The organism is Tsuneonella sp. CC-YZS046, assembly GCF_035581365.1.
In the GTDB taxonomy this organism is placed as follows: Bacteria; Pseudomonadota; Alphaproteobacteria; order Sphingomonadales; family Sphingomonadaceae; genus JAWKXU01.
The window spans coordinates 3,146,725-3,173,324 of the sequence record NZ_CP141590.1 but is presented as its reverse complement, the minus strand read 5'-3'; the positions used below and the strand labels follow the sequence as shown (position 1 = coordinate 3,173,324).

Sequence of the window (26,600 nt, the reverse complement as noted above, 5' to 3'; positions counted from 1 at the left end):
GACAGGCTCAGCCCGAACGGAAGTGTTCGAGGGTTCATACCTCCTCTCCTTTCCTACATCGCGCAAATCTGGCTTACCCTGCCGGATGACGCGCAGAGCATTCCGCTTCATTCGTGATACCGCCCCCACGCTTCCTGCCTGCCCGCCGATGGCCAGCAGGGCTGGCGGCGCGGCGCTTTCGCGAAAGGTCACACGGAAAAATGCGGGCCGCGCGCCCCGGAGCAGCCGTTTATCGCGGAATACCACGCGTGCCGGGCCGAGATGGAAATGCACATTTCCAGCGTTCTGCGTCAACCAGCCGAAGAGCCTTCTTCGTCATCCCCGTGCAAACGGGGAGCCAGTTGCCACGTGGCCCTGGGTTCCCGTGTTCGCGGCGATGAGGCCCAAGCTAGAGCGGGTTGCCGTCCCGGTCGCGATAGATCTCGCGGCGGCCGACATGGTTGGCCGGGCCGACCAGCCCGTCCGATTCCATCCGCTCCACCCATTTCGCCGCCGTGTTGTAGCCGACGCCGAGCTGCCGCTGCAGCCAGCTCGCCGAAGCCTTCTGGCTTTCGAACACGATCTGGCAGGCCTGGCGATATTTGCGCTCCGCCGGGTCGTCGCTCGCCGTCAGCTCGTCGTCGAAGCTGAAGCCGCCGTCCTCCGGCTCCTCGGTGACGGAATCGACATATTCGGGGCTGCCCTGCGCGCGCCAGTGATCGGCGACCCGCTCCACCTCCTCATCCGCCACGAATGGCCCGTGAACGCGCATGAGGGCGCCGGTATTGGGCTTGTAGAGCATGTCGCCCTTGCCCAGCAGCTGTTCCGCGCCCTGCTCGCCCAGGATGGTGCGGCTGTCGATCCGGCTGGTCACCTTGAAGCTGATCCGCGTCGGCAGATTGGCCTTGATGACGCCGGTGATGACATCGACCGACGGGCGCTGCGTCGCCATGATCAGATGGATACCGGCAGCGCGGCTTTTCTGCGAAAGACGCTGGATCAGGACTTCTATGTCCTTGCCCACCGTCACCATCAAATCGGCCAGCTCGTCCACGATCAGCACGATCTGGGGCAGCGCCTCGTAATCGAGCTGCTCCTCCTCGAACAGTTCCTCGCCGGTGTCGGGATCGAAGCCGATCTGCACGCGGCGGCCGAGCGGCTTGCCCTTGGCCGCCGCAGCCCGCACCCTTTCGTTGAACCCGGAGAGATTGCGCGCGCCAACGCTGGACATCATGCGATAGCGGCGCTCCATCTCCTCGACCGCCCATTTGAGCGCGCGCACAGCCTTGGCCGGTTCCGTCACCACCGGGGAAAGCAGGTGCGGAATATCGTCGTAGCTCTTGAGCTCCAGCACCTTGGGGTCGATCAGGATGAGGCGACAGTCGCTCGGCGTAAGGCGGTAAAGCAGGGACAGCAGGATGCAGTTGAGGCCCACGGACTTGCCCGATCCGGTGGTGCCCGCCACCAGAAGATGCGGCATCGCCGCCAGATCGGCGACGATCGGCTCCCCGGCGATGTCCTTGCCCAGGATGATCGGCAGCATCCCCTTGTGGTGCGCAAAAGCCTCGCAGGCGACCAGTTCCTTGAGCGAAACCATCTGGCGGTCCGCATTGGGCAGTTCGATGCCCATCACCGTCTTGCCGGGGATGGAGGAAACGCGCGCCGAAATCGCGCTCATGTTCCGGGCGATGTCTTCCGCCAGGCCGATCACCCGGCTCGCCTTGATGCCGGGCGCCGGTTCCAGTTCATACATGGTGACGACGGGGCCGGCGCGAACCGCCGTGATCTCCCCCTTGACGTTGAAATCGTCGAGCACGTTCTCGAGCAGGCGCGCATTGCGCTCCAGCGCCATCTTGTCGATCTTGGGCGCATTCGAGACAGGGGTATCGGCCAGCAGTTCTATCTCGGGCAGCTTGTAGGCTTCGAACAGGTCGGTCTGGCGCGACCGCGCGGAAAGCTGCGCTGGCTTCGGCGGCCTGGTCGGATCGGTGATCTCCGGCGCCCGGCGCGAAGGTTCCTCCGGTACCGGCTCCGCTATGGCTTCGCGCGCGCGCCGCTCCCGCCTGGGAGGGGGGGCCAGCTCGTTTCCGTTCGAGGAAGCCCTTTGCCGCCTGAACGACAGCGGGATGGTGAGCAATTGCGCCCAGTCCAGCGCGAAGACCCGCCCGGCGAGAAAGGCCCCGCCGAACAGGCAGCCCAGCGCCAGCAGGAAAACGGCCCAGGCCCGCGCGACCTCCGGCAGCAGGCCCGCCACCGCATGGATCGCGCGCGCGCCCAGCAGGCCCGCGATCCCGCCGGGGCTGGCCGGCAGCGAGCCGCCCGGCGCGGTGAAAGTCAGCGAGAGGACGGTCGACAGCAGCGCCATCGCGAACAGCAGGACCCCGACCGTGCGCCACCAGCGCGCGCCATGGGGCGTTTCCTCCTCATCCGCATCCCGCCACAATTTGCGCGCGAAGGCATAGAGCATGGGCAGCAGCAGGGCGGATACGAAGCCGAACAGGAACAGGGCGCGCTCCGCGAACCAGGCCCCGCCCCGGCCCATCCAGTTGCGCACTTCCCCGCCGGCGGCGGTGGAAACGGAAGGATCGGTCTGGTGATAGCTGACCAGCGCCAGGGCCAGGAAAACCAGGGCCGCCAGCAGCAGGGCGGCGCCGGTCAACTGCAGGCTGCGCCGCAGGGAACGGCGGAAAGCCGCGCGCCAATCCACCGGCGCTTTCGCGATTGCGCGTGTAGCCATGACCACCCCCTGAGGCCCGCAGGGCCATCCGTGAGCGCATATCATGCGCCCTTGGGTGACTCCTCGTCAAGAATCGCTTGGAAATCCGCGACGAGCCGCAGGCCGCGAAGGCTGGCCCGGACCGGCGGAAAGACCGTCTATCGCGGCCCAGCAGGGCCAGCCGAGCCGCCGGGCGGTGCCGCGGTTCATCCCGCCGAGCGCGATGACCGGCATTCGGGCATGACCCGCGATCAGGCGGAACCGCAGAGGGCCGAGGGCCTGCCCGCCGGGGTGAGAACGGGTCGGGAAGGCGGGGGACAGCAGCACCGCATCCGCGCCGATCCGCCGGGCCGCGCCGACCTCGCCCAACCCATGCGCCGTCGCCAGCCGCAGCAGGCCACCACCGCCCTGAAGCTGCCGGGGGGCTCCATAGGCGCCATCCGCCCTCCATCGCCGGGCGGTCCGGACATCGCCGGCCAGGACGATGCGATGGCCATACCGGCGGGCGAGGCGTGCCAGCATCTCGAAACGGCGCCTGCGTTGCGGCCCTTCCAGATGATGGTGGCGGAAGATCACCCCCGAACCGCGCGGCAGGCGGGCAAGGGCGCTTTCCAGCACGGCATCGTTGCGCCGGTCGGTCACCAGCCAGAGGCACGGCAGGGTCTGGCGCGAATGCATCGGGGCGCTATAGCGCAACCTCGATGGAAAACGCAGCCACCCCGCTCGAGGAAATTCGCCAGCGCATGGCCTATGCCGCGCGGATCGCCAGCCGCGAACCGGAGGAGGTCGCCCTGATCGCCGTGAGCAAGACGCATCCGCCGGAAAGCATCGCACCGCTGCTGGAGCAGGGACAGCGCATCTTCGGCGAGAACCGCGTGCAGGAAGCCGCCGCCAAATGGCCCGCGCTGCGCGAGCAATGGCCGGATGCGGAACTGCATCTGATCGGCCAGCTCCAGTCCAACAAGGCCGACGAAGCCGTCGCCCTGTTCGATTGCATCCACTCCCTCGACCGTTCTTCGCTGGTCGCCGCGCTGGCCCGGGCGATGGACAAGGCGGGGCGGCGCATAGCCTGCTTCGTCCAGGTGAACATCGGCGCGGAACCGCAGAAGGGCGGCTGCGCCATCGCCGATCTTCCCGCTTTGCTGGCGGAGGCGCGCGGTGCAGGCATTCCGCTGGCCGGGCTGATGTGCGTGCCGCCGCTGGATGTCGAGCCGGCCCCCTATTTCGCGCTGCTGGAAAAGCTGGCGGCGGATAATGGCCTTGCCGGGCTGAGCATGGGGATGAGCGGCGATTTCGAAACGGCGATCATGCTGGGCGCTACTCACGTCAGGGTGGGCAGCGCCCTGTTCGGAGAGCGCGCGGCAGGATAGCGGAGCGCGGTGGCGCTAAGCTCAGGACAGGCTTTTTCGCGCGATGCTGGAGGCCTTTGTTGTCGCATCGCTTGGCGAAAAACCGGTTCCCACTTTTTCGCGCGATGCTTCAGATCACATGCACTTCCACTTCGTCCGTCCTGCCGTGCTCCGCAGTGCTTTCCGGTGGAGTTTCATCGGCGGCGGCCAGCAAGCGCTTCTCGATCGCTTTCAGGCGATCCGGGCGGTCGACCTTGTGGCCCAGCAGATCGGTGACGTAGAACGTGTCCACCGCGCGCTCGCCATAGGTGGTGATATGCGCCGAATGGATGATGAGCTGCGCTTCGAACAAGGCGCGGCCCAGGCGATTGAGCAGGGCGGGCCGGTCGCGCGCGCTCACTTCGATCACCGTGAAGCGGTTCGACGCCTTGTTGTCGAAATGCAGCCACGGGCGCACGTCGAAGGCTTCGGCCCGGCGATGCGGCAGCGGCCGCTTGGCCAGCGATGGCACCAGTTCCACGCGGTTGGCCAGCGCATCGCGAATGGCGGCCTTCAGCCGTTCCAGCTGCTCCGCCTCCATGAACGGGCGGCCGAGCGGGTCCTGCACCAGGAAATTGTCCACCGCCCGGCCATCCCGCGCCGTATGAATCCGGGCGTCGATGATATTGCCGCCGGCAAGATGAATCCCGCCTGCGATGCGATAGAACAGCCCCGGATGGTCCGCCGCGATCACCGTCACCAGGGTGGCGCCCCGCGCGGCGTAATATTCGCAGTGGATCGAGAGCGCGTCCTTCAGCTTCTTCGCCGCTTCCAGCTGCACCAGGTTGAGCGCGATGATGTCTTCCGGCTCCGCGATCCAGTAGGCGTCCCCCATCTTGCCGCCCACGCTTTCGACCAGCTTGCCCTGCGCCCCAAGATGCTGCGCCACGGCGGCCTTCTTGTGGTCGATCCGCGCCAGCCGGCCATGCGCCTTGTAACCCAGCCGCAAGCGTTCCTCGGAGCGGTCGTAAAGATCGCCCAGCAACTGCCCCTTCCAGCTGTTCCAGATGCCGGGACCGACCGCGCGAATATCCACCGTGGTCAGGATGGTAAGCTGGCGCAGCCGCTCGATGCTCTGCACGATGGCCACGAAATCCTCGATCGTCTTGGGATCGGCCAGGTCGCGCTTGAAGGCGGTCGCGCTCATCAGCAGGTGATGCCTCACCAGCCAGCTGACCAGCTGGGTTTCGTCCTCGTCCAGGCCGAGCCTCGGGCAGAGCCGAAGCGCGACTTCAGCGCCCAGCACGGAATGGTCGCCCCCCCTGCCCTTGGCGATGTCGTGCAGCAGCACCGCGACATAGGCGACCCGGCGCGACGCCAGCTCGTGGATCAGGTTGGTCGAACGCGGATGGGCTTCCGCTTCCAGCCCCCGCTCGATCCGGGACAGCAGGCCGATGGCGCGGATGGTGTGCTCGTCGACCGTGTAATGATGATACATGTCGAACTGCATCTGGGCGTTGACCCGGCCGAAATCGGGCACGAAGCGGCCGAACACGCCGGTTTCGTTCATCCAGCGCAGCACCGTCTCGGGATCGTTGCGGCCGGCCAGAACGCTCATGAAATATTTGTTGGCCTGCGGGTCGCGGCGAACCTTGCCTTTCAGCAGATGCTCGTCGCGCGCGGCCTGGCGCATCGTTTCCGGATGGACTTCCAGCCCTTCCGCCTCGGCTAGGGCAAAGATTTCCAGCAGGCGCACCGGGTCCTGCTCGAACCATTTGTCGGACGGCGCCTTTATCTTGCCGCCGATCACGATGTAGCCTTTCAGCTTGCGCGGCTTGGCCTTGAAGGACGCCAGGATGCCGCGCGGGCGCTGCGCGGCGAATTGCTCGTCGAGCTGGGCGAGGAACACCGCGGTCAGGCTGCCGACCCGCTTCGCCTGCAGGAAGAAATACTGCATGAACCGCTCGACCGAGCTTCTGCCCGGCCGGTCGGTGAAGCGCATCCGCGCCGCCACTTCGCGCTGGAGATCGAAGGTCAGCCGGTCTTCCGCGCGATTGGTGATGGTATGGATATGGCAGCGCACCGCCCAGAAGAAATTCTCGGCCCGGCGGAAGGCGCGATATTCGTTGCGGGTGAGCAACCCGACCTCGACCAGTTCCGCCGGTTCGCGCACCTTGTGGATATATTTGCCGATCCAGTAGAGCGTATGCAGGTCGCGCAGCCCGCCCTTGCCTTCCTTGATATTGGGTTCGACCACATAGCGGCTGTCGCCCAGCCGCTTGTGCCGCTCATCGCGTTCGGCCAGCTTTTCCGCGACGAACTGACGCTCGGTCCCCGCCACCACCTCGCTGAAGAACCGGCGCTTCGCTTCCTCGTACAGCGGCTGGTCGCCCCACACATAGCGGCCTTCCAGCAGCGCGGTGCGAATGGTGAGATCGGACTTGGCCATGCGCACCATATCGTCGAGCGAGCGGCTGGAGTGCCCGACCTTGAGGCCCAGATCCCACAGGAAATAGAGCATCGCCTCGATGACCTGCTCGCACCACGGGGTCTTCTTCGACGGGGTGAGGAACGCGATGTCGACGTCCGAATGCGGCGCCATTTCGCCCCGGCCATAGCCGCCCACCGCCATGATGGTCAGCCGTTCCCCGGTGGAGCGGTTGTTCGCCGGATAGATGTCGCGCGTCACATGGTCGTGGATCACCCGCACCAGCTGGTCGATCAGGAACGCGTGGCCTTCCGCGCATTCCGTCCCGGCGTAGGGCTTGTCCGAAAGACGATTGGCCAGCTCGGCGCGCCCGGCCGCCAGCGCATTGCGCAACAGCTCGATCACCGGCTTGCGCTGGCTTGCACCGTGCTCTTCCACGGTTCGCGCGATCGCTTCGGACAAGGCCCGCCGTTCGATCACCGCTCGCTGGTTTGGTATTCGCAACGTGCTCACGCCTTCTCCTCGACCTGCCCGCATGGGCATTCAGAGTCGCTCGGACCGATCCTGGCCGCCCGGCGCGATTGCGCCGGAATGCCGAGACAGGCTTTCTCCCATCCCCTGAGTGTGCCAATAGCCAGCCACGCTTGATCCTTCACTAAGGGGTTCGCCACTTGCTGTCACTATTGGCCGCCACCGCCGGTTCCGCTCCCCTGATGTGGGAGGATCTGGGATTGAGGCCCGGGATCGATCTGGGTTTCTTCACCCTTCGCTTCTACTCGCTCGCCTATCTGGCGGGCATCGTCCTCGGATATTGGCATCTTGGGCGCATGATCAAGGCCCCCGGCGCGCCGATGGCCCAGCGCCATGCGGACGATCTGTTCTTCTATTGCACGCTGGGCATCATCCTGGGCGGCCGGCTCGGCTACGCCACCTTCTATGCTCCGGAACTCTGGGCCAACCCCGTCAACCTGCTGAAACTGTGGGAAGGCGGAATGAGCTTCCACGGCGGCTTGATCGGTGTGCTGATCGCAATCATCTGGGTTAGCTGGCGCGGCCAGCTTTCCTTCCTCCGGGTGGCCGATTACATCGCGGTCAATGTGCCGTTCGGCATGCTGTTCGGGCGGCTCGCCAACTTCATCAACGGAGAATTGTGGGGACGGCCGGCCGACGTGCCATGGGCGATGTTGTTCCCGGGCGCCGGCCCGCTGCCGCGCCACCCGTCCCAGCTTTACGAGGCCGCGCTGGAAGGCGCCTTGCTGGTCATCGTGCTGCTCTATCTGTTCTGGCGGACACGGGCGCGCTGGCGGCCGGGCCTGCTTGTCGGCACCTTCACCGCCGGCATCGCGCTGGCTCGCTTCACCGTGGAATTCTTCCGCGAGCCGGATGCCCAGCTGGCGGAATTCGCGGCGCGGACCGGCCTTTCGATGGGCCAATGGCTCACCATTCCGTTGATCCTGCTCGGGCTGGCTCTGGTGGTGTGGTCGCTGACCCACCCGCCGCTGGGAAGCGGAACCGCCGCGCCGGCATGACCATGGAGGAAAGCGGCGACCTGGCCGCCATGTTCCGGCGGCTGATCCTTAATACAGGCCCAGTCAGCATCGCGCATTTCATGGCGGAATCGAACGCGCGCTACTACAATTCCGCCGATCCCCTGGGCAGCGCCGGCGATTTCATTACCGCTCCTGAAATCAGCCAGATGTTCGGGGAACTGATCGGGCTGTGGCTGGCGGACGTCTGGATGCGCGCTGGCCGCCCGGACCATGCGCATTATGTCGAACTGGGGCCGGGGCGCGGGACCCTGGCGCGCGATGCCTTGCGCGCGGCGCGGCGATACGGGCTGGAGCCGCGCGTCCATCTCGTCGAAACCTCAGTGGCGCTGCGCGATGTCCAGTTCGCCAATGTGCCGGGCGCGCATTGGCATGACGATCTCTCGACCCTGCCCGCTTCCGGGCCGATCCTGCTGGTGGCCAACGAATTTCTCGACGCTCTCCCGATCCGCCAGCTGGTGAGCACGGAGGCGGGCTGGCGCGAACGCAAGGTGGGGCTGGAAGGAACCGGGGAAAGCGGCCGCTTCATCTTCGTGACCGGCAGCCAGCCGATGGATTCGGCCGTTCCGGAAGCGCAGCGGGACGCGGAGCCAGGAACGATCATCGAAAGCTCTCCCGCCGCGGCCGCGGTCATCTATGAAGTCGCGGGCCGGCTGGAACAACAGGGCGGTGCCGCCCTGTTCATCGATTACGGCCACGCCGAAGAGCGCACCGGATCGACCCTGCAGGCGGTCCGCGCCCATCGGAAGGTCGATCCGTTCGCCAGTCCGGGCCAGGCTGATCTGACGGCCCATGTCGATTTCGCGGTGCTTTCCCGCATCGCGGAGTCGCGCGGAGCCAAATGGCTGGGAACGGCGACGCAAGGCGGCTGGCTTCGGCAGCTCGGGATAGAGGCGCGCGCCGCCGCTCTGTCGCGGTCCGCGCCGGAGCACGCGGATGCGATCCGCGCCGCCCTGCACAGGCTGGCCGACGACGAACAGATGGGCGCCCTGTTCAAGGTCATGGGGCTGGCTGCATCGGGCTGGCCGGACGGCGCCGGCTTCTGAACGCTCAGACGTCCAGATTGGCGACGTTCAGCGCGTTTTCCTGAATGAAATCGCGGCGCGGTTCGACCACATCGCCCATCAGGCGCGTGAAGATTTCGTCGGTGACGTCGGCGTCTTCCACCTTCACCTGAAGCAGGGCGCGGTTTTCCGGGTCGAGCGTGGTTTCCCAAAGCTGCTCCGCGTTCATCTCGCCCAGCCCCTTGTAGCGCTGGATCGACAGGCCCTTGCGCCCGGCCGCGAGCACCGCATCGAGCAATTCGGTGGGCCGGGTAATCGCGCCTTCACCGGCGGCAGGCGCGCGCAGCGCTTCCTCGCCATCTTCCGCTTCGTCCGCGACCTCAGGCTCGGGTTCAGCTGCCGTGCTGCCCTTGATAAGACGAGCCGGAGCCACATAGACCTCCGCCTGCTCGCGCGCGATCCGATCCAGCTTGCGCGCCTCGGCGCTGGAGAGGAAGGCCGCTTCGATCAGGTGAACGTCGGTCACCCCGCGCCACACCCGGTCGAAGCGAACCGAGCCATCGTCCTTGAATGAAGCGCTCCAGCGCGCATCGGGATCGCCGCCGCCCAGCCGCACAGCCGCGGCTTCCAGCGCGGCAGTCCGCGCGGCGCGGTCGAGATCCGGCGCAAGCGCCCCGGCCATCGCCATCTGCTCCACCACCGCGCTGTCATAGCGGCGCGGCACGAAGCCGATCAGGTTGCGCAGCCGCAGCGCATGTTCGACCAGCGCTTCCAGTTCGGCCCCGCCCCGGGCCCCGCCCGCGGTTTCGAGAATCCTGCCCTGCAATCCGCCTTCGACCAGATAGCGGTCGAGCGCGGGATTGTCCTTCAGATAGACTTCCGAACGGCCCTTGCTGACCTTGTAGAGCGGCGGCTGGGCGATATAGAGATGCCCGCTGCGGATGATATCCGGCATCTGCCGATGGAAGAAGGTGAGCAGCAGCGTGCGGATATGCGCCCCGTCCACGTCGGCGTCGGTCATGATGACGATCTTGTGGTAGCGCAGCTTGTCGAGAGTGAATTCGTCGCGAATGCCGGTGCCCATCGCCTGGATCAGCGTGCCCACTTCCTTCGACGAGATGATCCGGTCGAACCGCGCGCGCTCCACATTCAGGATTTTGCCCTTGAGCGGCAGGATCGCCTGATAATGCCGGTCGCGCCCCTGCTTTGCGGAGCCGCCCGCGCTGTCGCCCTCGACCAGGAACAATTCGGACTTGGCCGGATCGCGCTCCTGGCAGTCCGCCAGCTTGCCGGGCAGGCTGGCGATATCCATCGCCCCCTTGCGCCGGGTCAGTTCGCGCGCGCGGCGAGCCGCTTCACGCGCGGCGGCGGCATCGATGATCTTGCCCACCACGGCCTTGGCATTGGCCGGGTTTTCCTCAAGCCACTCGCTCAGCCGGTCGGCCATCAGGCTTTCCAGCGGCTGCCGCACTTCCGATGAAACCAGCTTGTCCTTGGTCTGCGAGCTGAACTTCGGATCGGGAAGCTTGACGGAAACGATCGCGGTCAGCCCCTCGCGCATGTCTTCGCCCGTGAGGTTAACCTTTTCCTTCTTCAGCAGGCCCGATTTCTCGGCATAATTGTTGAGCGTGCGGGTCAGCGCCGCGCGGAATGCGGCCAGATGGGTGCCGCCGTCACGCTGGGGGATGTTGTTGGTGAAGCACAGCACGTTCTCGTAATAGGAATCGTTCCATTCGAGCGCGACATCGATGCCGATCCCGTCCCGTTCGGACGCAATCGCGATCGGATCGGGCAGCAACGCGGTCTTGTTGCGATCGAGATAGGCGACGAAGGCGGCGATCCCGCCCTCATAGAACAGGTCATGCTCTTTCACTTCCTCGTGCCGCTTGTCGCGCAGCAGGATGCGGACGCCCGAATTGAGGAAAGCCAGCTCCCGATAGCGGTGTTCCAGCTTCTCGAAATCGAACTCGGTCACATTCTTGAAGGTTTCGGTGGACGCCAGGAAGGTGACCCGCGTGCCTTTCTTGCCGGGCGGGGCATCGCCCTTCATCACCAGCGGCGCGACTGGATCGCCATTCTCGAAGCGCATCCAGTGTTCCTTGCCGTCCCGCCAGACGGTCAGCTCCAGCCATTCGCTGAGCGCGTTGACCACCGAGACGCCGACGCCATGCAGCCCGCCGGAAACCTTGTAGGCGTTGTCTTCCGACGTATTCTCGAACTTGCCGCCGGCATGGAGCTGGGTCATGATGACCTCGGCGGCGGAAACCCCTTCTTCCGAATGGATGTCGGTCGGGATGCCGCGGCCGTTATCCTCGACCGACACGGAGCCGTCCGGGTTCAATTCGATCAGCACGAGGTCGCAATGGCCGGCCAATGCCTCGTCTATGGCATTGTCGGAAACCTCGAACACCATGTGATGCAGGCCGGACCCGTCGTCCGTATCGCCGATATACATGCCGGGCCGCTTGCGCACGGCGTCCAGGCCCTTGAGCACCTTGATCGAATCCGCGCCATAGCCATTGGAACGCGGGGCATTTTCGGGATTGTCCGTCATGCCGATGATATAGGGACGAAGCCGCGAATAGGAAAGCGTTGAGGGCGGACATCCACAACTGATTGCAATGGATCGGGCCACAAAAGCAGACGGCCGTCCCCCTATCCGGAGAACGGCCGCCTGCCGTTGGATATGGCCATAGGCGCCAACTCAGATAAGCGTGGCGCCGAACAAGATCCCGCTGGTCGAAGCCGCCACGATGATCGGCAATACGCGCGAAGCGATGAGCTGCATGATTTCCTCCTGTTTGCAGTGCCCCAAGGACATCGTCCCTGTCTTCCTGCTGTCATATTGTGCAGCGCAGCATATTTCGCAATCGCAAAAAAGTTCCGGCGCGTTGCGTTATTTGCAACTGGCGATAAATCCTTCCTTATCCGATGGCTTGCCGCCAGACTGACATCGCTGTTCCGGGCGATCGGATCGCAATGCTTCCAGGGAACGGGCACATGAAAAGCAAGACCTATGACAAGCTGATCGAACCGCTCGAGGTGGAACTGGTGCAGATGGCGCGGTGGGCCAAGGCGAAGGGAGAGCGGATACTGGTCCTGTTCGAGGGGCGGGACACCGCCGGCAAGGGCGGCGCGATCAAGACGGTTTCGGAGCGGCTCAATCCCCGCCAATGCCGGGTCGTCGCCTTGCCCAAGCCGAGCGAGAACGAGCAGGGGCAATGGTATTTCCAGCGTTACGCGCGCCACCTTCCCGCAGCCGGCGAAATCGTCCTGTTCGACCGCAGCTGGTATAACCGCGCCGGGGTGGAGCAGGTGATGGGCTTCGCGTCGGACCAGCAGGTGCAAAATTTCCTCCGGGCGGCGCCCATATTCGAGAAGATGCTGGTCGACGACGGCATCCGCCTGTTCAAATACTGGCTGAGCTGCGACCAGGCTCATCAGGAGGAGCGCTTCGCCGAACGGCTGGACGATCCGCTCAAGCGCTGGAAGCTGTCACCGGTCGATGCCGCCGCGCGCAGCCGCTATGCCGAATATACGGCGGCGCGAGAGGCGATGTTCGCCGCGACCCACACCGATTCCGCGCCGTGGACCGTCGTGGATTTCAACGACCAGCGGCACGGCCGCCTGACCCTGATCCGCGACCTGCTGGATCGCCTGCCGGATTTCGCGGTGCCGGACGAGGCGATCGAATGGCCGGAACTGGACCACCCTCCCCTGGAGGAGGAATTCGGCCTGCTGCGCCCCATTCCCGCCTATCCCGTCGGCAAGGACGGGGATGAGGACGATGAAGGCAAGGGCGGAAAGGGCGGAAAGGACAAGGATTGAACGCCCCCGGCCTTCCCGAACCCGCCTTCAACCTCTGGTTCGCCGCATTGGGCAGGCTCGCGGCGGAACAGGATCTCGGCTGGCTCGCCGCCGCGCCCGGCCAGAGCCACCATGCCGCCTTCGCCGCAGGCCTCACCCCCGCCGAATATCTCGAGAGCTACGCCGCGATGGCCGAATGGCGCGGCTGCGGCGGCTGACCTGCCCTATCCCGCCTGTTCCGCCGCTTCGGCATAGGCCGGATAATCGGTGTAGCCCTTCTCCTCCCCGACATAGGCATAGTCGAAATTGACCTCGGCCAGCGGCAGGCCCTTGCGGAAACGGTCCACCAGATCGGGGTTGGCCATGAACGGCCGCCCGAAGGAGATCGCATCCGCATCGCCATTGGCGATGAACTGTGCGCCCTTTTCCGCATCGAACCCGCCGTTCTGGATGACCGCGCCCTTGTAGGCGCCGCGCAGCCTGTCCATCACCGGATTGTCGGGCACATCCATGAAGCCCGCCGCGATCGGTTCGATCAGGTGGACATAGGCCAGGCCATATTCCTGCACCAGCGTGCCGATCGCCTCGGCCAGCGCGCCCGGATCGGCATCGGCCATGCCCTTGCGCTCGCTGGTGGGGCTGATGCGCAGGCCGACCCGGCCCGGCTCCACCTCGGCCACCACCGCCGCGATCACCTCGCGCAGGAAGCGCAGCCGGTTCTCCAGGCTGCCGCCATAGCCGTCGGCGCGGTGGTTGCTGCTGGTCTTGAGGAACTGGTCGATCAGATAGCCATTGGCCCCGTGGATCTCCACCCCGTCGAACCCGGCGCGCCGGGCATTGGCCGCGCCCCTGCCATAGGCGGCCACCGCCTCGTCGATATCGGCCTGGGTCATTTCGCGCGGCACGGCATAGGGCTTCATCGGCAGGAACAGGCTGTCGTCGCCGGCGGGCCGGGGCGCAAAGGTCTCCCCTTCCGAGGCGATGGCGGAAGGCGCCACCGGCTGCTGGCCGCCGATATAGTCCGGCAGCACCAGCCGCCCCATGTGCCAGATCTGGCAGAAGATCCGCCCGCCCGCATCATGGACCCGCCCGGTCACACCCTGCCACCCGGCGACCATCTCGTCCGACCAGATGCCGGGCACGCGATACCAGCCCATGCCCAGCGGATGCACGGCGGTCGCTTCCGAAACGATCAGCCCCGCATCGGCGCGCTGTGCGTAATATTCGCCCATCACCGGCTGCGGCACATTGGCTTCGTCCGCGCGGCCACGGGTGAGCGGCGCCATCACGATCCGGTTGGGGAGGGCGAGCGTGCCGAGCGTCAGCGGCTGGAACAGGGCATCATGGGACAAGGACAGCACTCCGATCGGTAAACTGGTTTGCGGTTTCTTAGAGCGATTTGGAAGCAAGTGAAATCACTTGCTGACCGGAAATCGCGGAAACAGGAAAATTTCCGCCAGGCGCGCGGCGTGAAGCCCCTCGGGCGGGTCAGGCAAAGTTAACCCAAACTCAACACTCCCCCGGCTAGAACTGGCAGGATCGGCCAGCGAAGCGAATGCATCGGGCATTCCCGCCAGCCGGATGGAGGCAGGCCATGGCCACCGCCAGCAAAGCAAGAGAGTATGTCGAACGCGGGCCGGACCGCCGCTCCGGCGACGATCGCCGGGAGGAGCCGCACGCCTATGCAGGCGAGGAACGCCGCACCGGGGAAGACCGGCGCGAGGCCGCCGCGCAGCCCTATAAAGGCCCGGAACGGCGCAAGCACCCGCGCCGCGAGATCCTCGACCGCCGCGGCTGACCGCGCCCCTTCCCGCAAGGGCTTCCGGCCGGCGCGCCATTGCGATAGGCTCCCGCTCCGCCGGGCAGACCCGCGCGCAGGCAGGAGAATCCATGTGACCGAAGGCATGACCGAGGGCGAACCGCAACCGCAGCTGATCGATCCGCAGGCCACCCGGCCCACAGCCTCTGCCGGGTTCGATTTCAACCGCCCCACCATCATCAGCCTGCTGTATCTCTCCTCCTTCGTGCTGTGCGTCACCGTGCTGATCGGCGTGGTGCTGGCCTATGTCTGGCGCGGCGAGCCGCAAGCGGAATGGGAACGCTCGCATTACACCTACCTCATCCGCACCTTCTGGCTGGGCCTGATCGGCGGGATCATCAGCACCTTCCTGATGCTGGTGCTGATCGGCTTCCTGCTGATCGTGGGCGTGGCCGTGCTGGTGATCGTGCGCTGCGTGCTGAGCCTGGTGAACGCGCAGAAGAAGCTGCCCATGCCCGATCCGGAGACATGGTGGGTATAGGCGGCGCGACCGCCACCCTCGTTTCACACCGCTCGTAAAGTTGACGCCGAACGCCCGAATTGTGGTTTTCGCTTTCGCCTTGTTTCCCTTTGAACGCAAAGGCTTGACGCCGGAATCTGTGTGACCTTTCGCGGATGGCCCATGCGGAGGCGGCGGGAGAATGGCGGGGCGGGCGATGCGAGGCATGACCGCGCCACCATGGCAGACCCGGCGCGAGTAGGAAAATGGCGGGAGCGGCACCGGGCGGAATGCCCGCAGGGAAGATGTTTGCCGGGAAGAGGCAGGCAAGCCGAGCCGCTTAAGCCTTCCGACACCTGTCGGCGGCATGATGCCGCCCATGCGTCGAAACAGCCGGAACATCCATCCTTTCCGCAAGCGGAGCCGCTGGACCCGCACGGCCGCCTATGCCGCGCCAGCATGGAGGCGGCGAACCCGCCGCCGGTTCGGAATCGATCCGATCATGGTAATGCTGCCGCTGGCGGCCTTCATGGCGGTGTTCCTGTGGGATGGCGTTCCGCCCGGCCTCTCGCTGACGGCCAGCAGGCCCGTCGCCACATCGCAGGACCGGGAAAGTGCCAGATTCTCCCGCTGCATCGGCCCGATCCGCTATAGCTGCGTCGTGGATGGGGATACGCTGTGGTATCGCGGAACCAAGATCCGGATCGCCGACATCAACACGCCGGAGGTAAGCGAGCCGGGCTGCGCCCGCGAGGCGGAACTGGGCGCGAAGGCGACCGCGCGGCTGCTAACGCTGCTGAATGAAGGGCCATTCTCGCTGGAACGGATCGACCGGGACACCGACAAATATGGCCGCGCCCTGCGGGTGGTGAGGCGCGGCGGACAAAGCCTGGGCGACGTCTTGGTGCGTGAAGGCTATGCCGAGCGGTGGAAGGGGTATCGAAGGGGGTGGTGTTGAGATATCTAAAAAGGAACTTCCGACAGATCACCAAACAGTTCGTCGAATTGATCTGCTACCGCATTTCCAATCCAAGGCATTCTTGTCCTTACTTTTGAATAAAAATCTTCCACGTCGCTATCACCCAAAATTCCTCCGACTTGACTGTTGAACATCGCAATGTCCAAAATTTTCTCCAGTTCTGCGGGCGAAAATTGAGACGCATAGGGAAGCAAATTAGCTATTGCACAGTGAGTGTTAGAATAATTTACGCTGCATGCCAGATCATCTATTAAAGCAGGGGGTGTATCCCCTTGCCATACGTAATTTGATCGGCTATACAATGGGGCATGAGCACGAAGCCCCTCTCCACCGCGCAGTTCTTCCGCCTCTTCCCGGATGACGAAACCTGCCTCAACCATCTGTTTGAAGTCCGCTTCGGGCAGGGCTTCGAGTGTCCGAAGTGCGAGCGTGCTTCCAAGTGGTTCCGCATCAAGGCCGAGCGCGCCTATTCCTGCCAGTGGTGCGGTCATCACCTGCACCCCACGGTCGGCACGCCCTTCGAAAAGACCCGCACGCCGCTCCAGCTTTGGTTCTACGCGATCCACCTGTTCACGACGACGCGCCACGGTGTCAGTGCCAAGGAATTGCAGCGCCAGCTCGGCGTGACCTACAAGACCGCATGGCGCATGGCCGCGCTCATTCGCGAGCACATGGCCGACGTTGACGGCGAACGTCCGATCGGCGGCCCCGGCACCTCGGTTGAAATCGACGAAACGCTCATGGGTGGCGTGAAGAAGGGCAAGCATATGCGCGGCAGCGCCGGCAAGACGGTCGTTGTCGGCGCTCTGGAACGCGGTGGCGACATTGTGACCGCCGTTGTCCCGAACCAGCGCCGCGAGACACTGGAACCCTTCGTGACGGCCAACGTGAAGGTTGGCGGCAACGTGCACACCGACGAGCTGCGCAGCTACGCCAATCTGGCGAAGGCCGGCTATCGTCACGCCACGGTGAACCACGGCGCGCAGGAATATGCGTATTACGACTACCGCCTAGCGGACACCGTGACGGTCAACGGGATCGAGAATTTCTGGCGTCACCTCAAGTGCTCGATCAACGGCACGCACACCAGCGTTTCGCCCAAGTACCTCGGCCGCTACGTCAAGGAATTCGAGTATCGCTTCAATCGTCGGAACCGTCCTGAGACGATGCTGCCGGAGCTTCTTTCGACTTTCCGGCCATTGCCCTAACGGTAGCCTCGAAGGCGTCCCGGTCGCCAATCTCGCCTTCGTGCTCAGCGATGAACTGGTCGAGCTTACCTTGGTCGATGGCTTCACGAAGGCTTATCATCGTTACGCTCCGTAGAATTCCGGTTGATCGCGCACACTGGACAACTTGCCGAACCCATACGCTACGCGCAGAAAAGCCAAAAACGTCCAGAGGAACAGGCCAAACCATCCAAGCACGACGAAAAACATCGGCGATTGAGGATCGGATATAGGCGGATTTGCTATCGTCAGCGGCAACGACATGACCGTCAAAACGAAGCCGCCGATGTTGGCCCGGCGGACATATGCGAGGAAGCGGCGCATGGCCAGCTTGTCGCGTATCTCCTGCACAAACCCGTCGTTCTTTCCGACGACGAAGCCATATACTCCGAAGGCAAATCCGGTCTGGATGGCTGACCAGTTGAAAATGGCTCCGTAGAGGCTGGACACCTGCCACCCGTCCGTCGGCTCAAATTTCGCGATGATTGCGGGCGCAAGAACATAGATCGCGATTGAGCTCCCCACAGAGAGCACGAGAGGCGCGTATTGCTCGACAATCAGGCCGAGACTTTTGCGCCGCTTCGCTGCCTCAGCCATGACCATCTAGCCTTTGCCGCACGAAGGCAGACGTAGCGGCATATACATCGTCCGGTTCGTCGCTGGCGGGGTTGATCTCGCCCTTTTCCGAGAGAAGAGCATCTAGCAGGTTGATATCCTCGTTCTTGACACCCTCTCCAGCATCGGGGGTGACGTGAATTCCGCGCACGTCTTGCTCATGCCCGGCCATGCCGAGGAATCTTTGGACCATCGCCTTGGCTCCCGCTCCCAGTTGGCCCTTGTTGTGCCCCATGCTGAGTTCAACGGTGATCACTGGCGCTTCATAGGCTTCGCCAAGTGATTGTATCGCCGCCCCGGCAGCCGCCGCCTCATCATCCAAGGCGTCAAGATTCTGTGGCCGAGCAAGCTTCACGCTCAGCTTGCGAAGCGGCTGTGCCTGGAACCTGGCAAGAGCTGCTGCGTCCATGACCGGCTCCATAGTGAACTGCCCGGCATGGTGCATTTGCGTCAGGTAGTCGTTGAAACGGCCCGGTGAGACCACACGCGTATCGTAGTGGATCGCCAGCGTGTGATCTGCCTCTCTAAAGCAAAACGCGATGCCGTCGCCGATTGGAACGTCGAGTCCCAATCGCTTTGTCCCGTCCGGATGGACCTCGCAGGGCAAGTCAGTGTCGCGCACCCGCATCATTTCACCCGACAAGTAACCCGGCGCCAGAGTCAGCCTCTCCAAGCGACAAATGAAACCGCCGGTCAACTGGCGCTGCCGAACCGCCGGTTCTCCAAGCTCGTAAATAGTCTGGAGCGTTGTTCGCAGACTGGCGCCTTGTGGCGACACCTTGCCGACTGTGTAGAACCGAACTGTAATTGCTTTCGCCATACCGCCCCCCCAAATTGCGGGGGATAGCTACTCTTAAATTCGTGTGAGAGTCAAAACGCGAAAGCATACCACGCGCTAGCACGAAACGAGAACAAGCGGGAGCCATCCTGCGCTAGATCGTGCCCCATTTGAGTCCGGGCGATACGTATCCCAAGGGGATAAACCCCAATTTTTGTAATTCTTCGAGATCGTCATCAGAAAATCGAAAAAAATCTAAGAATATGTTAGCGTCAGCGTAGACGTGATAGATTGCCATCTATCACTCCGCCGCCACGCCGCTCGCATTGCCGAACATATCCGGCTCGCCGTCGTCCGACACGTCGTTGGCTTCCTCGCCCTTCTTCGCCTTGCGGCGCTGGTCGAAGCTGGACCACACGTCATTCCAGTTGCCGCGCGTCGCCGCCTTGGAATATTCGGTCGCGCGGGTTTCGAAGAAATTGGCGTGCTCCACCCCGTTCAGCAGCGGGGCCAGCCACGGCAGCGGGTGATCCTCCACCATGTAGATCGGCGCGAAGCCGAGTTGGTTCAGCCGCCAGTCCGCGATGTAGCGGATATATTTCTTGATCTCGCGCGCGGTCATCCCCGGCACCGGCCCGGCCTCGAACGCCAGGTCGATGAAGGCGTCCTCCAGCCGCACCGTCTTCTGGCAGCAATCTATGATGTCTTCCTTCACCGCCTTGGTCAGGCAGTCCCGCTCCTTGCAGAAGGCGTGGAACAGGCGGGTGATCCCTTCGCAATGGAGCGATTCGTCGCGCACCGACCAGGTGACGATCTGGCCCATGCCCTTCATCTTGTTGAAGCGCGGGAAGTTCATCAGCATGGCGAAGCTGGCGAACAGCTGCAGCCCTTCGGTGAAGCCGCCGAACATCGCCAGGGTGCGGGCGATATCCTCGTCCGAATCCACCCCGAACTGCTGCAGGTAATCGTGCTTGTCCTTCATCTCCGCATATTCGAGGAACATGCCATATTCGCTTTCCGGCATGCCGATGGTGTCGAGCAAATGCGAATAGGCGGCGATGTGGATCGTCTCCATGTTGGAGAAGGCGGCCAGCATCATCTTCACTTCGGTGGGCTTGAACACGCGGCCGTATTTCTCGTGGTAGCAATCCTGCACCTCGACATCGGCCTGGGTGAAGAAGCGGAAGATCTGGGTCAGCAGGTTGCGCTCATGGTCCGAGAGCTTCTGCGCCCAGTCGCGGCAATCCTCGCCCAGCGGCACTTCCTCCGGCATCCAGTGGACCTGCTGCTGCCGCTTCCAGAACTCGTAAGCCCACGGATATTCGAAGGGCTTGTAGGTCTTGCGGGCTTCGAGCAACGACATATTGTGTCTCCGGGCGTTCGATCAGGCTGGATAATATAGGGCGTTTTCGGCCCAAGACCATCGCCGCGCCGATGGGCGCGGGCGATAATCCGCGAAAAAGATGCGGCCCCTGCGCGGGCCGGAAAATGAACCTCGCACAACCGCCGCGTTAATCGGGCGCAAACCTCTTGCGCGGTATGGACGATTCATCGCCAAGGCAGCGGAATCGCGGAATTTTTCCCCATTCGCCACCCGGCAGGAGCGGCCCGGCCGAGCGCCGGGGCCAGGACATGGTTTTGAAGGAGCAGGCCGATGGGCCACTACGAACCGACCAGGAAAGACGGCGAGGGCGAGCAGGCCCCCGCCGGAGCCCCGTCTCCCAGGGCGGGCTGGCAGATCACGGACCAGTACCGGGTCAACCAGCCGCACGACCGCACGGCGCGCCGCCTCTCGCAGAGCTGAGGCGCCGGTCGCGGAAATATCGCGGGCGCCACGGCGCCGCGGGCACCGAGTGGACCGGTGCGATGGAACCCCGGTATCCGGCGCGGATATCGGGGCTTCCCATGATGGCAGGCCGGCCATGATGCAGCCACCGCCCGCCTATTGGCAGGCGAGGCATTCCTCGTAATCGGTGGGGCCTTCGGTGGCGGCAAGCTCGAACCGGGCGGCCTCGGCGGTGTTGTCCGCCTCCACCCCGCCGGCGAACCCGGCGCGCTGCACCGATTTGGAGCGCAGGTAGTAGAGCGACTTGATGCCCTTCTCCCACGCCTGGAAGTGCAGCATCATCAGGTCCCACTTGTCGACATCGGCCGGGATGAACAGGTTGAGGCTCTGCGCCTGGTCGATGAACGGGGCGCGGTCGGCCGCGAATTCCAGCAGCCAGCGCTGGTCGATCTCGAAGCTGGTCTTGTAGACCGCCTTTTCCTCCGGCGAGAGGAAATCGAGATGCTGGACGGAGCCGCCCTTCTCCAGGATCGAATTCCAGACATTGGTGGAATCCTTCGATTTTTCCTGCAGCAGCTTTTCCAGATAGGGGTTCTTCACCACGAAGCTGCCAGACAGCGTCTTGTGGGTGTAGATATTGGCCGGGATCGGCTCGATGCAGGCCGAGGTGCCGCCGGCGATGATGCTGATCGAGGCGGTGGGCGCGATCGCCATCTTGCAGGAGAACCGCTCCATCACCCCCATTTCCTCGGCATCGGGGCAGGGGCCGCGCTCATTGGCGAGCAGCATCGACGCCTCGTTCACCTTGGCGCTGACATGCTTGAACATCTTGAGGTTCCACGCCTTCGCCATGGCGCTTTCCAGGCCGACGCCCTTGGACTGGAGGAAGGAGTGGAAGCCCATCACGCCGAGGCCGACCGAACGTTCGCGGCTGGCGGAATAGCGGGCGCGGGCCATCTCGTCAGGCGCGCGGTCGATATAATCCTGCAGCACATTGTCGAGGAAGCGCATCACATCCTCGATGAAGTCCTTGTGGCCGGCCCACTCGTCCCAGTTCTCGAGATTGAGCGAGGAGAGGCAGCACACCGCGGTGCGATCATTGCCGAGATGGTCCCGCCCGGTGGGCAGGGTGATTTCCGAACACAGGTTGGAGGTGGAAACCTTCAGGCCCAGATCGCGGTGATGCTTGGGCATCATCCGGTTCACCGTGTCGGAGAAGACGATATAGGGCTCGCCCGTCGCCAGCCGCGTCTCGACCAGCTTCTGGAACAGCGAACGCGCATCGACCTTGCCGCGCACGCTGCCGTCGCGCGGGCTTTTCAGCGCGAACTCCTCGCCGTTGCGGACGGCTTCCATGAACTCGTCGGTGACGAGCACGCCGTGATGGAGATTGAGCGCCTTGCGGTTGAAATCGCCCGACGGCTTGCGGATCTCCAGGAACTCCTCGATCTCCGGGTGGGAGATGTCGAGATAGCAGGCGGCCGAGCCGCGCCGCAGCGAGCCTTGCGAGATCGCCAGCGTCAGGCTGTCCATCACCCGCACGAAGGGGATGATCCCGCTGGTCTTGCCGTTCAGCCCCACCGGCTCGCCGATGCCGCGCACCTGACCCCAATAGGTGCCGATGCCGCCGCCGCGCGAGGCCAGCCAGACATTCTCGTTCCAGGTGCCGACGATGCCTTCCAGGCTGTCGTCCACCGAGTTGAGATAGCAGGAGATCGGCAGGCCGCGCCCGGTGCCGCCGTTGGACAGCACCGGCGTCGCCGGCATGAACCACAGCTTAGAGATATAGTCGTAGAGCCGCTGCGCGTGATCGGCGTCGTCGGCATAGGCATCGGCCACGCGGGCGAACAGATCCTGATAGGATTCGCCGGGCAGCAGGTAGCGGTCGGTCAGGGTGTCCTTGCCGAAGTCGGTCAGCAGCGCATCGCGCGACGCATCGGTCTGGATGTCGAAGCGCCGCGCCAGCACGGTTTTCGAATCCGGCTGCGCCTTGTCCGCGCCCTGCACGGCGGCCTTCACCGCTTCGCCCATGGCCTGGGCGGCCAAGCCCGCCACGAGATCTTCCGAACCGCGATCTTGCGTTGCCATCGTCACCGCCGGGTCCTTCCCTGTGCCGGGCGCGGCGGAAGCAGGCTCGGCGCCATCGGCCGACCCAAGGTCAAATTCCGCATCAAGGCCCATTTCCACACCATCCCCGCTCTTGAAGTCCATAGCCCTTTTGCCCCCGATCCTTGGCCGCAACAGCGGCGCCTCGCGCCAGATGTTCCCTATGCGTTCGATTCGGCGGGCAAGCTGCCAGCCTAACCGAAACCGGGCCGAAGCGGTGAAATACTTATCCCCCGCCTGTCCCCAGCGAATGCTCCCGAAGCCATGCACGAGACTTGATCCGGCCCATTGGGCAACATTGGCATCGCCAGCACGGATTCAAGGTCTTGTGTGTACCCCCCGGTCACAAACCACAAGCTATAGTGCTTAAGCAGTGAATCGGGTGCAAGAGGATAAATGTGGACGAAGGCTTTCCGGCCCGCTCGCCGAGCTGGCGGGCAGGCCGCGACGCGTGGTCAAAGCTCGACTGGCGGGATGCGCAAGAGTCTAAAATATTTTTTTCGCAAGGGGGTGGCGCGGGCGCCCGGCTGGTGCATTTGGTTGCGGGCAGGCTTGCAAATCATCGTATCCAAAGCGGAAACAGGAAAACCATGCTGAACATCATCGGCGCGATCTTCTCGGGCCTCATCGTCGGGGCGCTGGCCCGCTGGCTCTATCCGGGGGCGGTCGATCTCGGCTGGGTGCAGACCATCCTGCTGGGCCTGGGCGGCTCGCTGCTGGCGGGGCTGGTGACGACGCGCGGGGCCGACGGCTTCAATCGCGCGGGCTGCCTGGCCTCCATTCTCGGGGCGATGGCGCTGATCTTCCTCGGCCGCTGGCTGCTGGGCTAGAGCGGCATTCCGCCGCGCCGAAGGCCGTGCCCGCGCTCAACCGGCGCCCACCCTGAGCGGGAAGGCCTGAGCGAAAGGCCTGACCGAAAGTTTCAGGGCACCAGCACCGTATCCCTGGCCTCCGGGTCGGTCTGCGGATAATCCAGCGTGTAGTGCAGCCCCCGGCTCTCATGCCGCTTGAGCGCGGACCGGACGATCAGCTCGGCCGATTGCAGCAGGTTGCGCAATTCGATCAGGTCCGTGGTGACGCGGAAATGGCCGTAATAGTCGCCGACCTCGTCCTGCAGCAGCTTGATCCGGTGCTGCGCCCGCTCCAGCCGCTTGGTGGTGCGGACGATGCCCACGTAGTTCCACATGAAACGGCGGATCTCGGTCCAGTTCTGCTTGATCACCACCTCCTCGTCGGAATCGGTGACGCGGCTTTCGTCCCAGGGGCGGATCGGCGGCGGTTGCTCGAACTCGTCCCAGCGCGCGAGAATATCGGTCGCCGCCGCTTCGCCGAACACGAAACATTCGAGCAGGCTGTTGGAGGCAAGCCGGTTCGCCCCGTGCAGCCCGCTTTCCGTGCATTCCCCGGCGGCATAAAGCCCCGGCAGATCGGTGCGGCCCCGCAGGTCGATCACCACGCCGCCGCAGGTATAATGCTGCGCCGGCACCACCGGGATCGGCTCCTTCGTCATGTCGATGCCCAGCCCCAGCAGCTTTTCGTGGATGTTGGGGAAATGCTCCCGCACGAAATCCTCGGGCATGTGGCTGATGTCGAGGTGGACATAGTCCAGCCCGTAGCGCTTGATCTCGGCGTCGATCGCGCGGGCCACCACATCGCGCGGGGCAAGCTCCAGCCGCTCGTCGTAATAGGGCATGAAGCGCTTGCCGGTGGTCGGGTTTATCAGCCGCCCGCCTTCCCCGCGCACCGCCTCGGTAATCAGGAAGTTCTTGACCTCCAGATTGTAGAGGCAGGTCGGGTGGAACTGCATCATTTCCATGTTGGAGACGCGTGCGCCCGCGCGCCAGGCCATCGCGATCCCGTCTCCGGTCGCCCCGCGCGGCGCGGTGGAGAAGAGATAGCACCGCCCCGCCCCGCCGCTCGCCAGCACGGTGGCGCGCGCGACATGCGTCTCGACCCGGCCGGTCGCTTCGTTCAGCGCATAGACGCCCCAGACCCGGCCCGAGCCGGAATAGCGCTCCTCATGCCGCCCGGTAATCAGGTCGATGCAGCTCCGCCCCGCCAGCAGGGTGATGTTGGGATGGTCCGCCGCCGCCTTGAGCAGCGCCTGCTGCACCGCCAGGCCGGTGGCGTCGTTGACATGCACGATGCGGCGGTGGGAATGCCCGCCTTCGCGGGTGAGATGCAGATCATGCCCCTCGGTGTTGAACGGCACGCCCAGCGCGCTCAGCCGGTCGATCGCATGCGGCGCGCGCTCCACCACGAATTCCACGGTTTCGAGCCGGTTGAGCCCCGCCCCGGCGACCATGGTGTCGCGGATATGATTCTCGAACGTGTCGCCCGCATCGAACACCGCGGCGATCCCGCCCTGGGCCGAGGCGGTCGAGCCGCTGTCGAGCCGGCCCTTCGCCAGCACCAGCACGGTGCGCTCCTCCGCCAGCGCCAGGGCGGCGGTAAGCCCGGCCGCGCCGGAACCGATAATCAGAATGTCATGCTGGGATTGCTGGCTCATGGTCAGGCAATCTCCTTCGTCTTGCTGGTCAGGCTGACGAAAACGTCCTCCAGATCCGCCTCGCGGGTGGAGACATCCTCGATCGCATAGCCCTGCTGCTGGACCAGCGCGAGCACCTGCCCCGCGCTCATCCGGTCCCGGTCATAGGTGATCTCCAGCACGCGCTCGCCATGCCGGGCGGTTTTCAGGATGGCGGGATGCTGGGGCAGCCCCCCCACCTCACGATCGAGCGTCAGGACCACGATCTTCTCGCGCATCATCCCGACCAGCTCGCGGGTCGGCTCGTTGGCGATCAGCCTGCCGTGATTGATGATGGCGATCCGCTCGCACAATTCCTCGGCTTCTTCGAGATAATGGGTGGTGAGCACGACCGTGACCCCCTGCGCGTTCAATTCCGTCACCAGTTCCCAAAGCTGGCGGCGCAGCTCCACATCGACCCCGGCAGTCGGCTCGTCCAGCACCAGCACCGGCGGGGAATGCACCATCGCCTTGGCGATCAGCAACCGGCGCTTCATCCCGCCCGACAGGCTGCGGGCATAGGCGTCGCGCTTATCCGCCAGATGGACCGCGCGCAGCAGTTCCTCGGAGCGGCGCAGCGCCCTGGCCACGCCATACAGGCCCGCCTGGTTCTCCAGCACCTCGAACGGGGTGAAGAACGGGTCGAACACGATTTCCTGCGGCACGATCCCGATCGACGCCTTGGCATTGCGCTGGTCCGCGTCGATATCGTGGCCCCAGATCGTCACGCTGCCCGAGGTCTTGGAGACCAGCCCGGCCAGGATATTGATCAGGGTGGACTTGCCCGCGCCATTCGGCCCCAGCAGGCCGAAAATGCCGCCTTGGGGCACATCGAAGCTCACCCCGTTCAGCGCCAGCTTCGGCTCCGTGCCCTTGCCGGGGGCATATCGCTTGACGAGATCGCGGATGGAAATGGCGGGCGGCGGATTTGTCATCCGCACTTGGCCAGAAGGGGTTTGGACATCGTCGTTCGTTCGTCAAATAGCACCACTATTCTCCTCGCTCCCTTCTTGCCCAAGCCCCTGCTGGCTCAAGCCACGACCATGCGGAATTTGTCCACACCGCCCAGTCATTGGGGCAGCCACGGCCCGCGCGCAAGCGTGCGGTGTGTATCGATACACACGATCTGCATCTGGATTATCGGCGGCGCCAGTGGTAACGGGCGCGGCGATGACGATTCCACCGCCCGAAATCACCCTTGTCGAAACGCACCGCGTCAGCTGCGACGGCTCCGGCGGCATTCGCGGGGGCGAACGCTTCACGCCTGCGGCGCTGGGCCACCCGCGCGTGTTCCTCGAGATCGACGAGCATGGCTATGTCGATTGCGGCTATTGCGACCGCCGCTTCGTCCTCAAGGGCGGCCCGGCCGATGGCGTGGATCAGGCCAGCCTGCCCGACATCGCCTCGGGCGCTTCCCCGGCCTGACGGCAGGCCCTTCGCGACGGAACTTCGACAGGCTCGGTTCCTCCCCGCCATCAGCGATGATTGTCGGGGCCGCTTTCGCAATGCCTCCGAT

Annotated in this window: 24 protein-coding genes; 12 read left to right on the top strand and 12 right to left on the bottom strand. The window is 64.5% G+C overall.

The features are described 5' to 3' along the window. Window positions 1-388: 388 nt before the first annotated feature. Together U8326_RS15525 and U8326_RS15520 are read right to left on the bottom strand one after the other, a co-directional pair. Window positions 389-2,716: a DNA translocase FtsK gene (locus U8326_RS15525; protein WP_324741364.1), complete on the bottom strand. Its 2,328-nt coding sequence runs from the start codon at window positions 2,714-2,716 to the stop codon at window positions 389-391. A gap of 66 nt (window positions 2,717-2,782) precedes the next feature. Then, window positions 2,783-3,391, bottom strand: a complete 609-nt coding sequence (locus U8326_RS15520; RefSeq protein ID WP_324741363.1) for a thiamine phosphate synthase — start codon at window positions 3,389-3,391, stop codon at window positions 2,783-2,785. Window positions 3,392-3,396: 5 nt separating this feature from the next. On the opposite strand from U8326_RS15520, the gene U8326_RS15515 reads away from it, so the two are divergent. Beyond that, window positions 3,397-4,065, top strand: a complete 669-nt coding sequence (locus U8326_RS15515; RefSeq protein ID WP_324741362.1) for a YggS family pyridoxal phosphate-dependent enzyme — start codon at window positions 3,397-3,399, stop codon at window positions 4,063-4,065. Window positions 4,066-4,174: 109 nt separating this feature from the next. Here the strand turns inward: U8326_RS15515 and U8326_RS15510 are convergent, their stop codons facing one another. Continuing rightward, window positions 4,175-6,964, bottom strand: coding sequence for a [protein-PII] uridylyltransferase (locus tag U8326_RS15510; protein ID WP_324741361.1), 2,790 nt, complete (start codon window positions 6,962-6,964; stop codon window positions 4,175-4,177). 158 nt (window positions 6,965-7,122) lie between these two features. Here U8326_RS15510 and lgt point away from each other — a divergent pair, with 158 nt between their 5' ends. After that, window positions 7,123-7,980, top strand: a complete 858-nt coding sequence (gene lgt, locus U8326_RS15505) for a prolipoprotein diacylglyceryl transferase (protein ID WP_416385493.1) — start codon at window positions 7,123-7,125, stop codon at window positions 7,978-7,980. Continuing rightward, window positions 7,977-9,044 carry a class I SAM-dependent methyltransferase gene (locus tag U8326_RS15500; protein WP_324741360.1) on the top strand — a complete coding sequence of 356 codons (1,068 nt, stop codon included), beginning with the start codon at window positions 7,977-7,979 and terminating at the stop codon, window positions 9,042-9,044. Before lgt ends, U8326_RS15500 begins: the two co-directional genes overlap by 4 nt. 4 nt (window positions 9,045-9,048) lie before the next feature. On the opposite strand, the gene gyrB is transcribed toward U8326_RS15500, so the two are convergent. Further along, complete coding sequence (gyrB, locus tag U8326_RS15495) at window positions 9,049-11,556, bottom strand: DNA topoisomerase (ATP-hydrolyzing) subunit B (protein ID WP_324741358.1); 2,508 nt, start codon at window positions 11,554-11,556, stop codon at window positions 9,049-9,051. Between the two features lie 160 nt (window positions 11,557-11,716). On the opposite strand from gyrB, the gene U8326_RS15490 reads away from it, so the two are divergent. Genes U8326_RS15490 through U8326_RS15480 form a run of 3 tightly spaced genes read left to right on the top strand, consistent with a single transcriptional unit; the run spans window position 11,717 to window position 13,027 of the window. Beyond that, entirely contained in the window at window positions 11,717-11,953 is a 237-nt protein-coding gene (locus U8326_RS15490) for a hypothetical protein (protein WP_324741357.1), read from the top strand. A 49-nt stretch (window positions 11,954-12,002) separates the two neighbouring features. Continuing rightward, window positions 12,003-12,830, top strand: a complete 828-nt coding sequence (gene ppk2, locus U8326_RS15485; RefSeq protein ID WP_324741356.1) for a polyphosphate kinase 2 — start codon at window positions 12,003-12,005, stop codon at window positions 12,828-12,830. Next, entirely contained in the window at window positions 12,827-13,027 is a 201-nt protein-coding gene (locus U8326_RS15480; RefSeq protein WP_324741355.1) for a hypothetical protein, read from the top strand. Before ppk2 ends, U8326_RS15480 begins: the two co-directional genes overlap by 4 nt. Before the next feature lie 6 nt (window positions 13,028-13,033). On the opposite strand, the gene U8326_RS15475 is transcribed toward U8326_RS15480, so the two are convergent. Both U8326_RS15475 and U8326_RS15470 read right to left on the bottom strand, forming a co-directional pair. Continuing rightward, window positions 13,034-14,161, bottom strand: a complete 1,128-nt coding sequence (locus U8326_RS15475) for an alkene reductase (protein WP_324741354.1) — start codon at window positions 14,159-14,161, stop codon at window positions 13,034-13,036. 63 nt (window positions 14,162-14,224) lie between these two features. Further along, complete coding sequence (locus tag U8326_RS15470; protein WP_324741353.1) at window positions 14,225-14,377, bottom strand: hypothetical protein; 153 nt, start codon at window positions 14,375-14,377, stop codon at window positions 14,225-14,227. Between the two features lie 26 nt (window positions 14,378-14,403). Between U8326_RS15470 and U8326_RS15465 the strand changes: the two genes are divergently transcribed. The 4 genes from U8326_RS15465 (at window position 14,404) to U8326_RS15450 (ending at window position 17,254) form a co-directional block, all read left to right on the top strand. Then, window positions 14,404-14,607 carry a hypothetical protein gene (locus U8326_RS15465; protein WP_324741352.1) on the top strand — a complete coding sequence of 68 codons (204 nt, stop codon included), beginning with the start codon at window positions 14,404-14,406 and terminating at the stop codon, window positions 14,605-14,607. A 94-nt stretch (window positions 14,608-14,701) separates the two neighbouring features. Next, window positions 14,702-15,109 carry a hypothetical protein gene (locus U8326_RS15460; RefSeq protein WP_324741351.1) on the top strand — a complete coding sequence of 136 codons (408 nt, stop codon included), beginning with the start codon at window positions 14,702-14,704 and terminating at the stop codon, window positions 15,107-15,109. Window positions 15,110-15,446: 337 nt separating this feature from the next. Then, the gene (locus U8326_RS15455) at window positions 15,447-16,025 is read left to right on the top strand and encodes a thermonuclease family protein (RefSeq protein WP_324741350.1); all 579 of its coding nucleotides are present in this window, start codon (window positions 15,447-15,449) and stop codon (window positions 16,023-16,025) included. Window positions 16,026-16,354: 329 nt separating this feature from the next. Further along, the gene (locus U8326_RS15450; protein ID WP_324741349.1) at window positions 16,355-17,254 is read left to right on the top strand and encodes an IS1595 family transposase; all 900 of its coding nucleotides are present in this window, start codon (window positions 16,355-16,357) and stop codon (window positions 17,252-17,254) included. Window positions 17,255-17,356: 102 nt separating this feature from the next. On the opposite strand, the gene U8326_RS15445 is transcribed toward U8326_RS15450, so the two are convergent. The 4 genes from U8326_RS15445 to U8326_RS15430 all read right to left on the bottom strand — a co-directional run bounded on the left by U8326_RS15445 (window position 17,357) and on the right by U8326_RS15430 (window position 22,662). Further along, a complete protein-coding gene (locus U8326_RS15445) occupies window positions 17,357-17,869 on the bottom strand; it encodes a hypothetical protein (RefSeq protein ID WP_324741348.1) in 513 nt (170 codons plus the stop codon). Then, a complete protein-coding gene (locus U8326_RS15440; RefSeq protein WP_324741347.1) occupies window positions 17,862-18,707 on the bottom strand; it encodes a hypothetical protein in 846 nt (281 codons plus the stop codon). The genes U8326_RS15445 and U8326_RS15440 overlap by 8 nt, the downstream gene beginning before the upstream one ends. Window positions 18,708-18,966: 259 nt before the next feature. Then, window positions 18,967-20,028 (bottom strand): ribonucleotide-diphosphate reductase subunit beta, encoded by a 1,062-nt coding sequence (locus U8326_RS15435; protein ID WP_324741346.1) that lies wholly within the window; start codon window positions 20,026-20,028, stop codon window positions 18,967-18,969. A gap of 579 nt (window positions 20,029-20,607) precedes the next feature. Beyond that, window positions 20,608-22,662: a ribonucleoside-diphosphate reductase subunit alpha gene (locus tag U8326_RS15430; protein ID WP_324741345.1), complete on the bottom strand. Its 2,055-nt coding sequence runs from the start codon at window positions 22,660-22,662 to the stop codon at window positions 20,608-20,610. A gap of 485 nt (window positions 22,663-23,147) precedes the next feature. Between U8326_RS15430 and U8326_RS15425 the strand changes: the two genes are divergently transcribed. Continuing rightward, window positions 23,148-23,387 (top strand): GlsB/YeaQ/YmgE family stress response membrane protein, encoded by a 240-nt coding sequence (locus tag U8326_RS15425; RefSeq protein WP_324741344.1) that lies wholly within the window; start codon window positions 23,148-23,150, stop codon window positions 23,385-23,387. A 92-nt stretch (window positions 23,388-23,479) separates the two neighbouring features. Here the strand turns inward: U8326_RS15425 and nadB are convergent, their stop codons facing one another. After that, window positions 23,480-25,066 carry an L-aspartate oxidase gene (gene nadB, locus U8326_RS15420; RefSeq protein WP_324741343.1) on the bottom strand — a complete coding sequence of 529 codons (1,587 nt, stop codon included), beginning with the start codon at window positions 25,064-25,066 and terminating at the stop codon, window positions 23,480-23,482. Between the two features lie 2 nt (window positions 25,067-25,068). Beyond that, window positions 25,069-26,019 carry an ABC transporter ATP-binding protein gene (locus U8326_RS15415; RefSeq protein WP_324741342.1) on the bottom strand — a complete coding sequence of 317 codons (951 nt, stop codon included), beginning with the start codon at window positions 26,017-26,019 and terminating at the stop codon, window positions 25,069-25,071. A gap of 235 nt (window positions 26,020-26,254) precedes the next feature. Here U8326_RS15415 and U8326_RS15410 point away from each other — a divergent pair, with 235 nt between their 5' ends. Then, window positions 26,255-26,509, top strand: coding sequence for a zinc-finger domain-containing protein (locus U8326_RS15410; RefSeq protein WP_324741341.1), 255 nt, complete (start codon window positions 26,255-26,257; stop codon window positions 26,507-26,509). The last annotated feature ends 91 nt before the right edge of the window (window positions 26,510-26,600 follow it).

Excerpts from the sequence above, each read along its gene's own strand:
- U8326_RS15525 (WP_324741364.1), bottom strand. The coding sequence starts at position 2,716 with ATGGCTACACGCGCAATCGCGAAAGCGCCGGTGGATTGGCGCGCGGCT.
- U8326_RS15515 (WP_324741362.1), top strand. The coding sequence starts at position 3,397 with ATGGAAAACGCAGCCACCCCGCTCGAGGAAATTCGCCAGCGCATGGCC.
- U8326_RS15500 (WP_324741360.1), top strand. The coding sequence starts at position 7,977 with ATGACCATGGAGGAAAGCGGCGACCTGGCCGCCATGTTCCGGCGGCTG.
- gyrB (WP_324741358.1), bottom strand. The coding sequence starts at position 11,556 with ATGACGGACAATCCCGAAAATGCCCCGCGTTCCAATGGCTATGGCGCG.
- ppk2 (WP_324741356.1), top strand. The coding sequence starts at position 12,003 with ATGAAAAGCAAGACCTATGACAAGCTGATCGAACCGCTCGAGGTGGAA.
- U8326_RS15470 (WP_324741353.1), bottom strand. The coding sequence starts at position 14,377 with ATGCCCGATGCATTCGCTTCGCTGGCCGATCCTGCCAGTTCTAGCCGG.
- U8326_RS15465 (WP_324741352.1), top strand. The coding sequence starts at position 14,404 with ATGGCCACCGCCAGCAAAGCAAGAGAGTATGTCGAACGCGGGCCGGAC.
- U8326_RS15455 (WP_324741350.1), top strand. The coding sequence starts at position 15,447 with ATGCGTCGAAACAGCCGGAACATCCATCCTTTCCGCAAGCGGAGCCGC.
- U8326_RS15450 (WP_324741349.1), top strand. The coding sequence starts at position 16,355 with ATGAGCACGAAGCCCCTCTCCACCGCGCAGTTCTTCCGCCTCTTCCCG.
- U8326_RS15445 (WP_324741348.1), bottom strand. The coding sequence starts at position 17,869 with ATGGCTGAGGCAGCGAAGCGGCGCAAAAGTCTCGGCCTGATTGTCGAG.
- U8326_RS15440 (WP_324741347.1), bottom strand. The coding sequence starts at position 18,707 with ATGGCGAAAGCAATTACAGTTCGGTTCTACACAGTCGGCAAGGTGTCG.
- U8326_RS15435 (WP_324741346.1), bottom strand. The coding sequence starts at position 20,028 with ATGTCGTTGCTCGAAGCCCGCAAGACCTACAAGCCCTTCGAATATCCG.
- U8326_RS15430 (WP_324741345.1), bottom strand. The coding sequence starts at position 22,662 with ATGGACTTCAAGAGCGGGGATGGTGTGGAAATGGGCCTTGATGCGGAA.
- U8326_RS15425 (WP_324741344.1), top strand. The coding sequence starts at position 23,148 with ATGCTGAACATCATCGGCGCGATCTTCTCGGGCCTCATCGTCGGGGCG.
- nadB (WP_324741343.1), bottom strand. The coding sequence starts at position 25,066 with ATGAGCCAGCAATCCCAGCATGACATTCTGATTATCGGTTCCGGCGCG.
- U8326_RS15415 (WP_324741342.1), bottom strand. The coding sequence starts at position 26,019 with ATGACAAATCCGCCGCCCGCCATTTCCATCCGCGATCTCGTCAAGCGA.
- U8326_RS15410 (WP_324741341.1), top strand. The coding sequence starts at position 26,255 with ATGACGATTCCACCGCCCGAAATCACCCTTGTCGAAACGCACCGCGTC.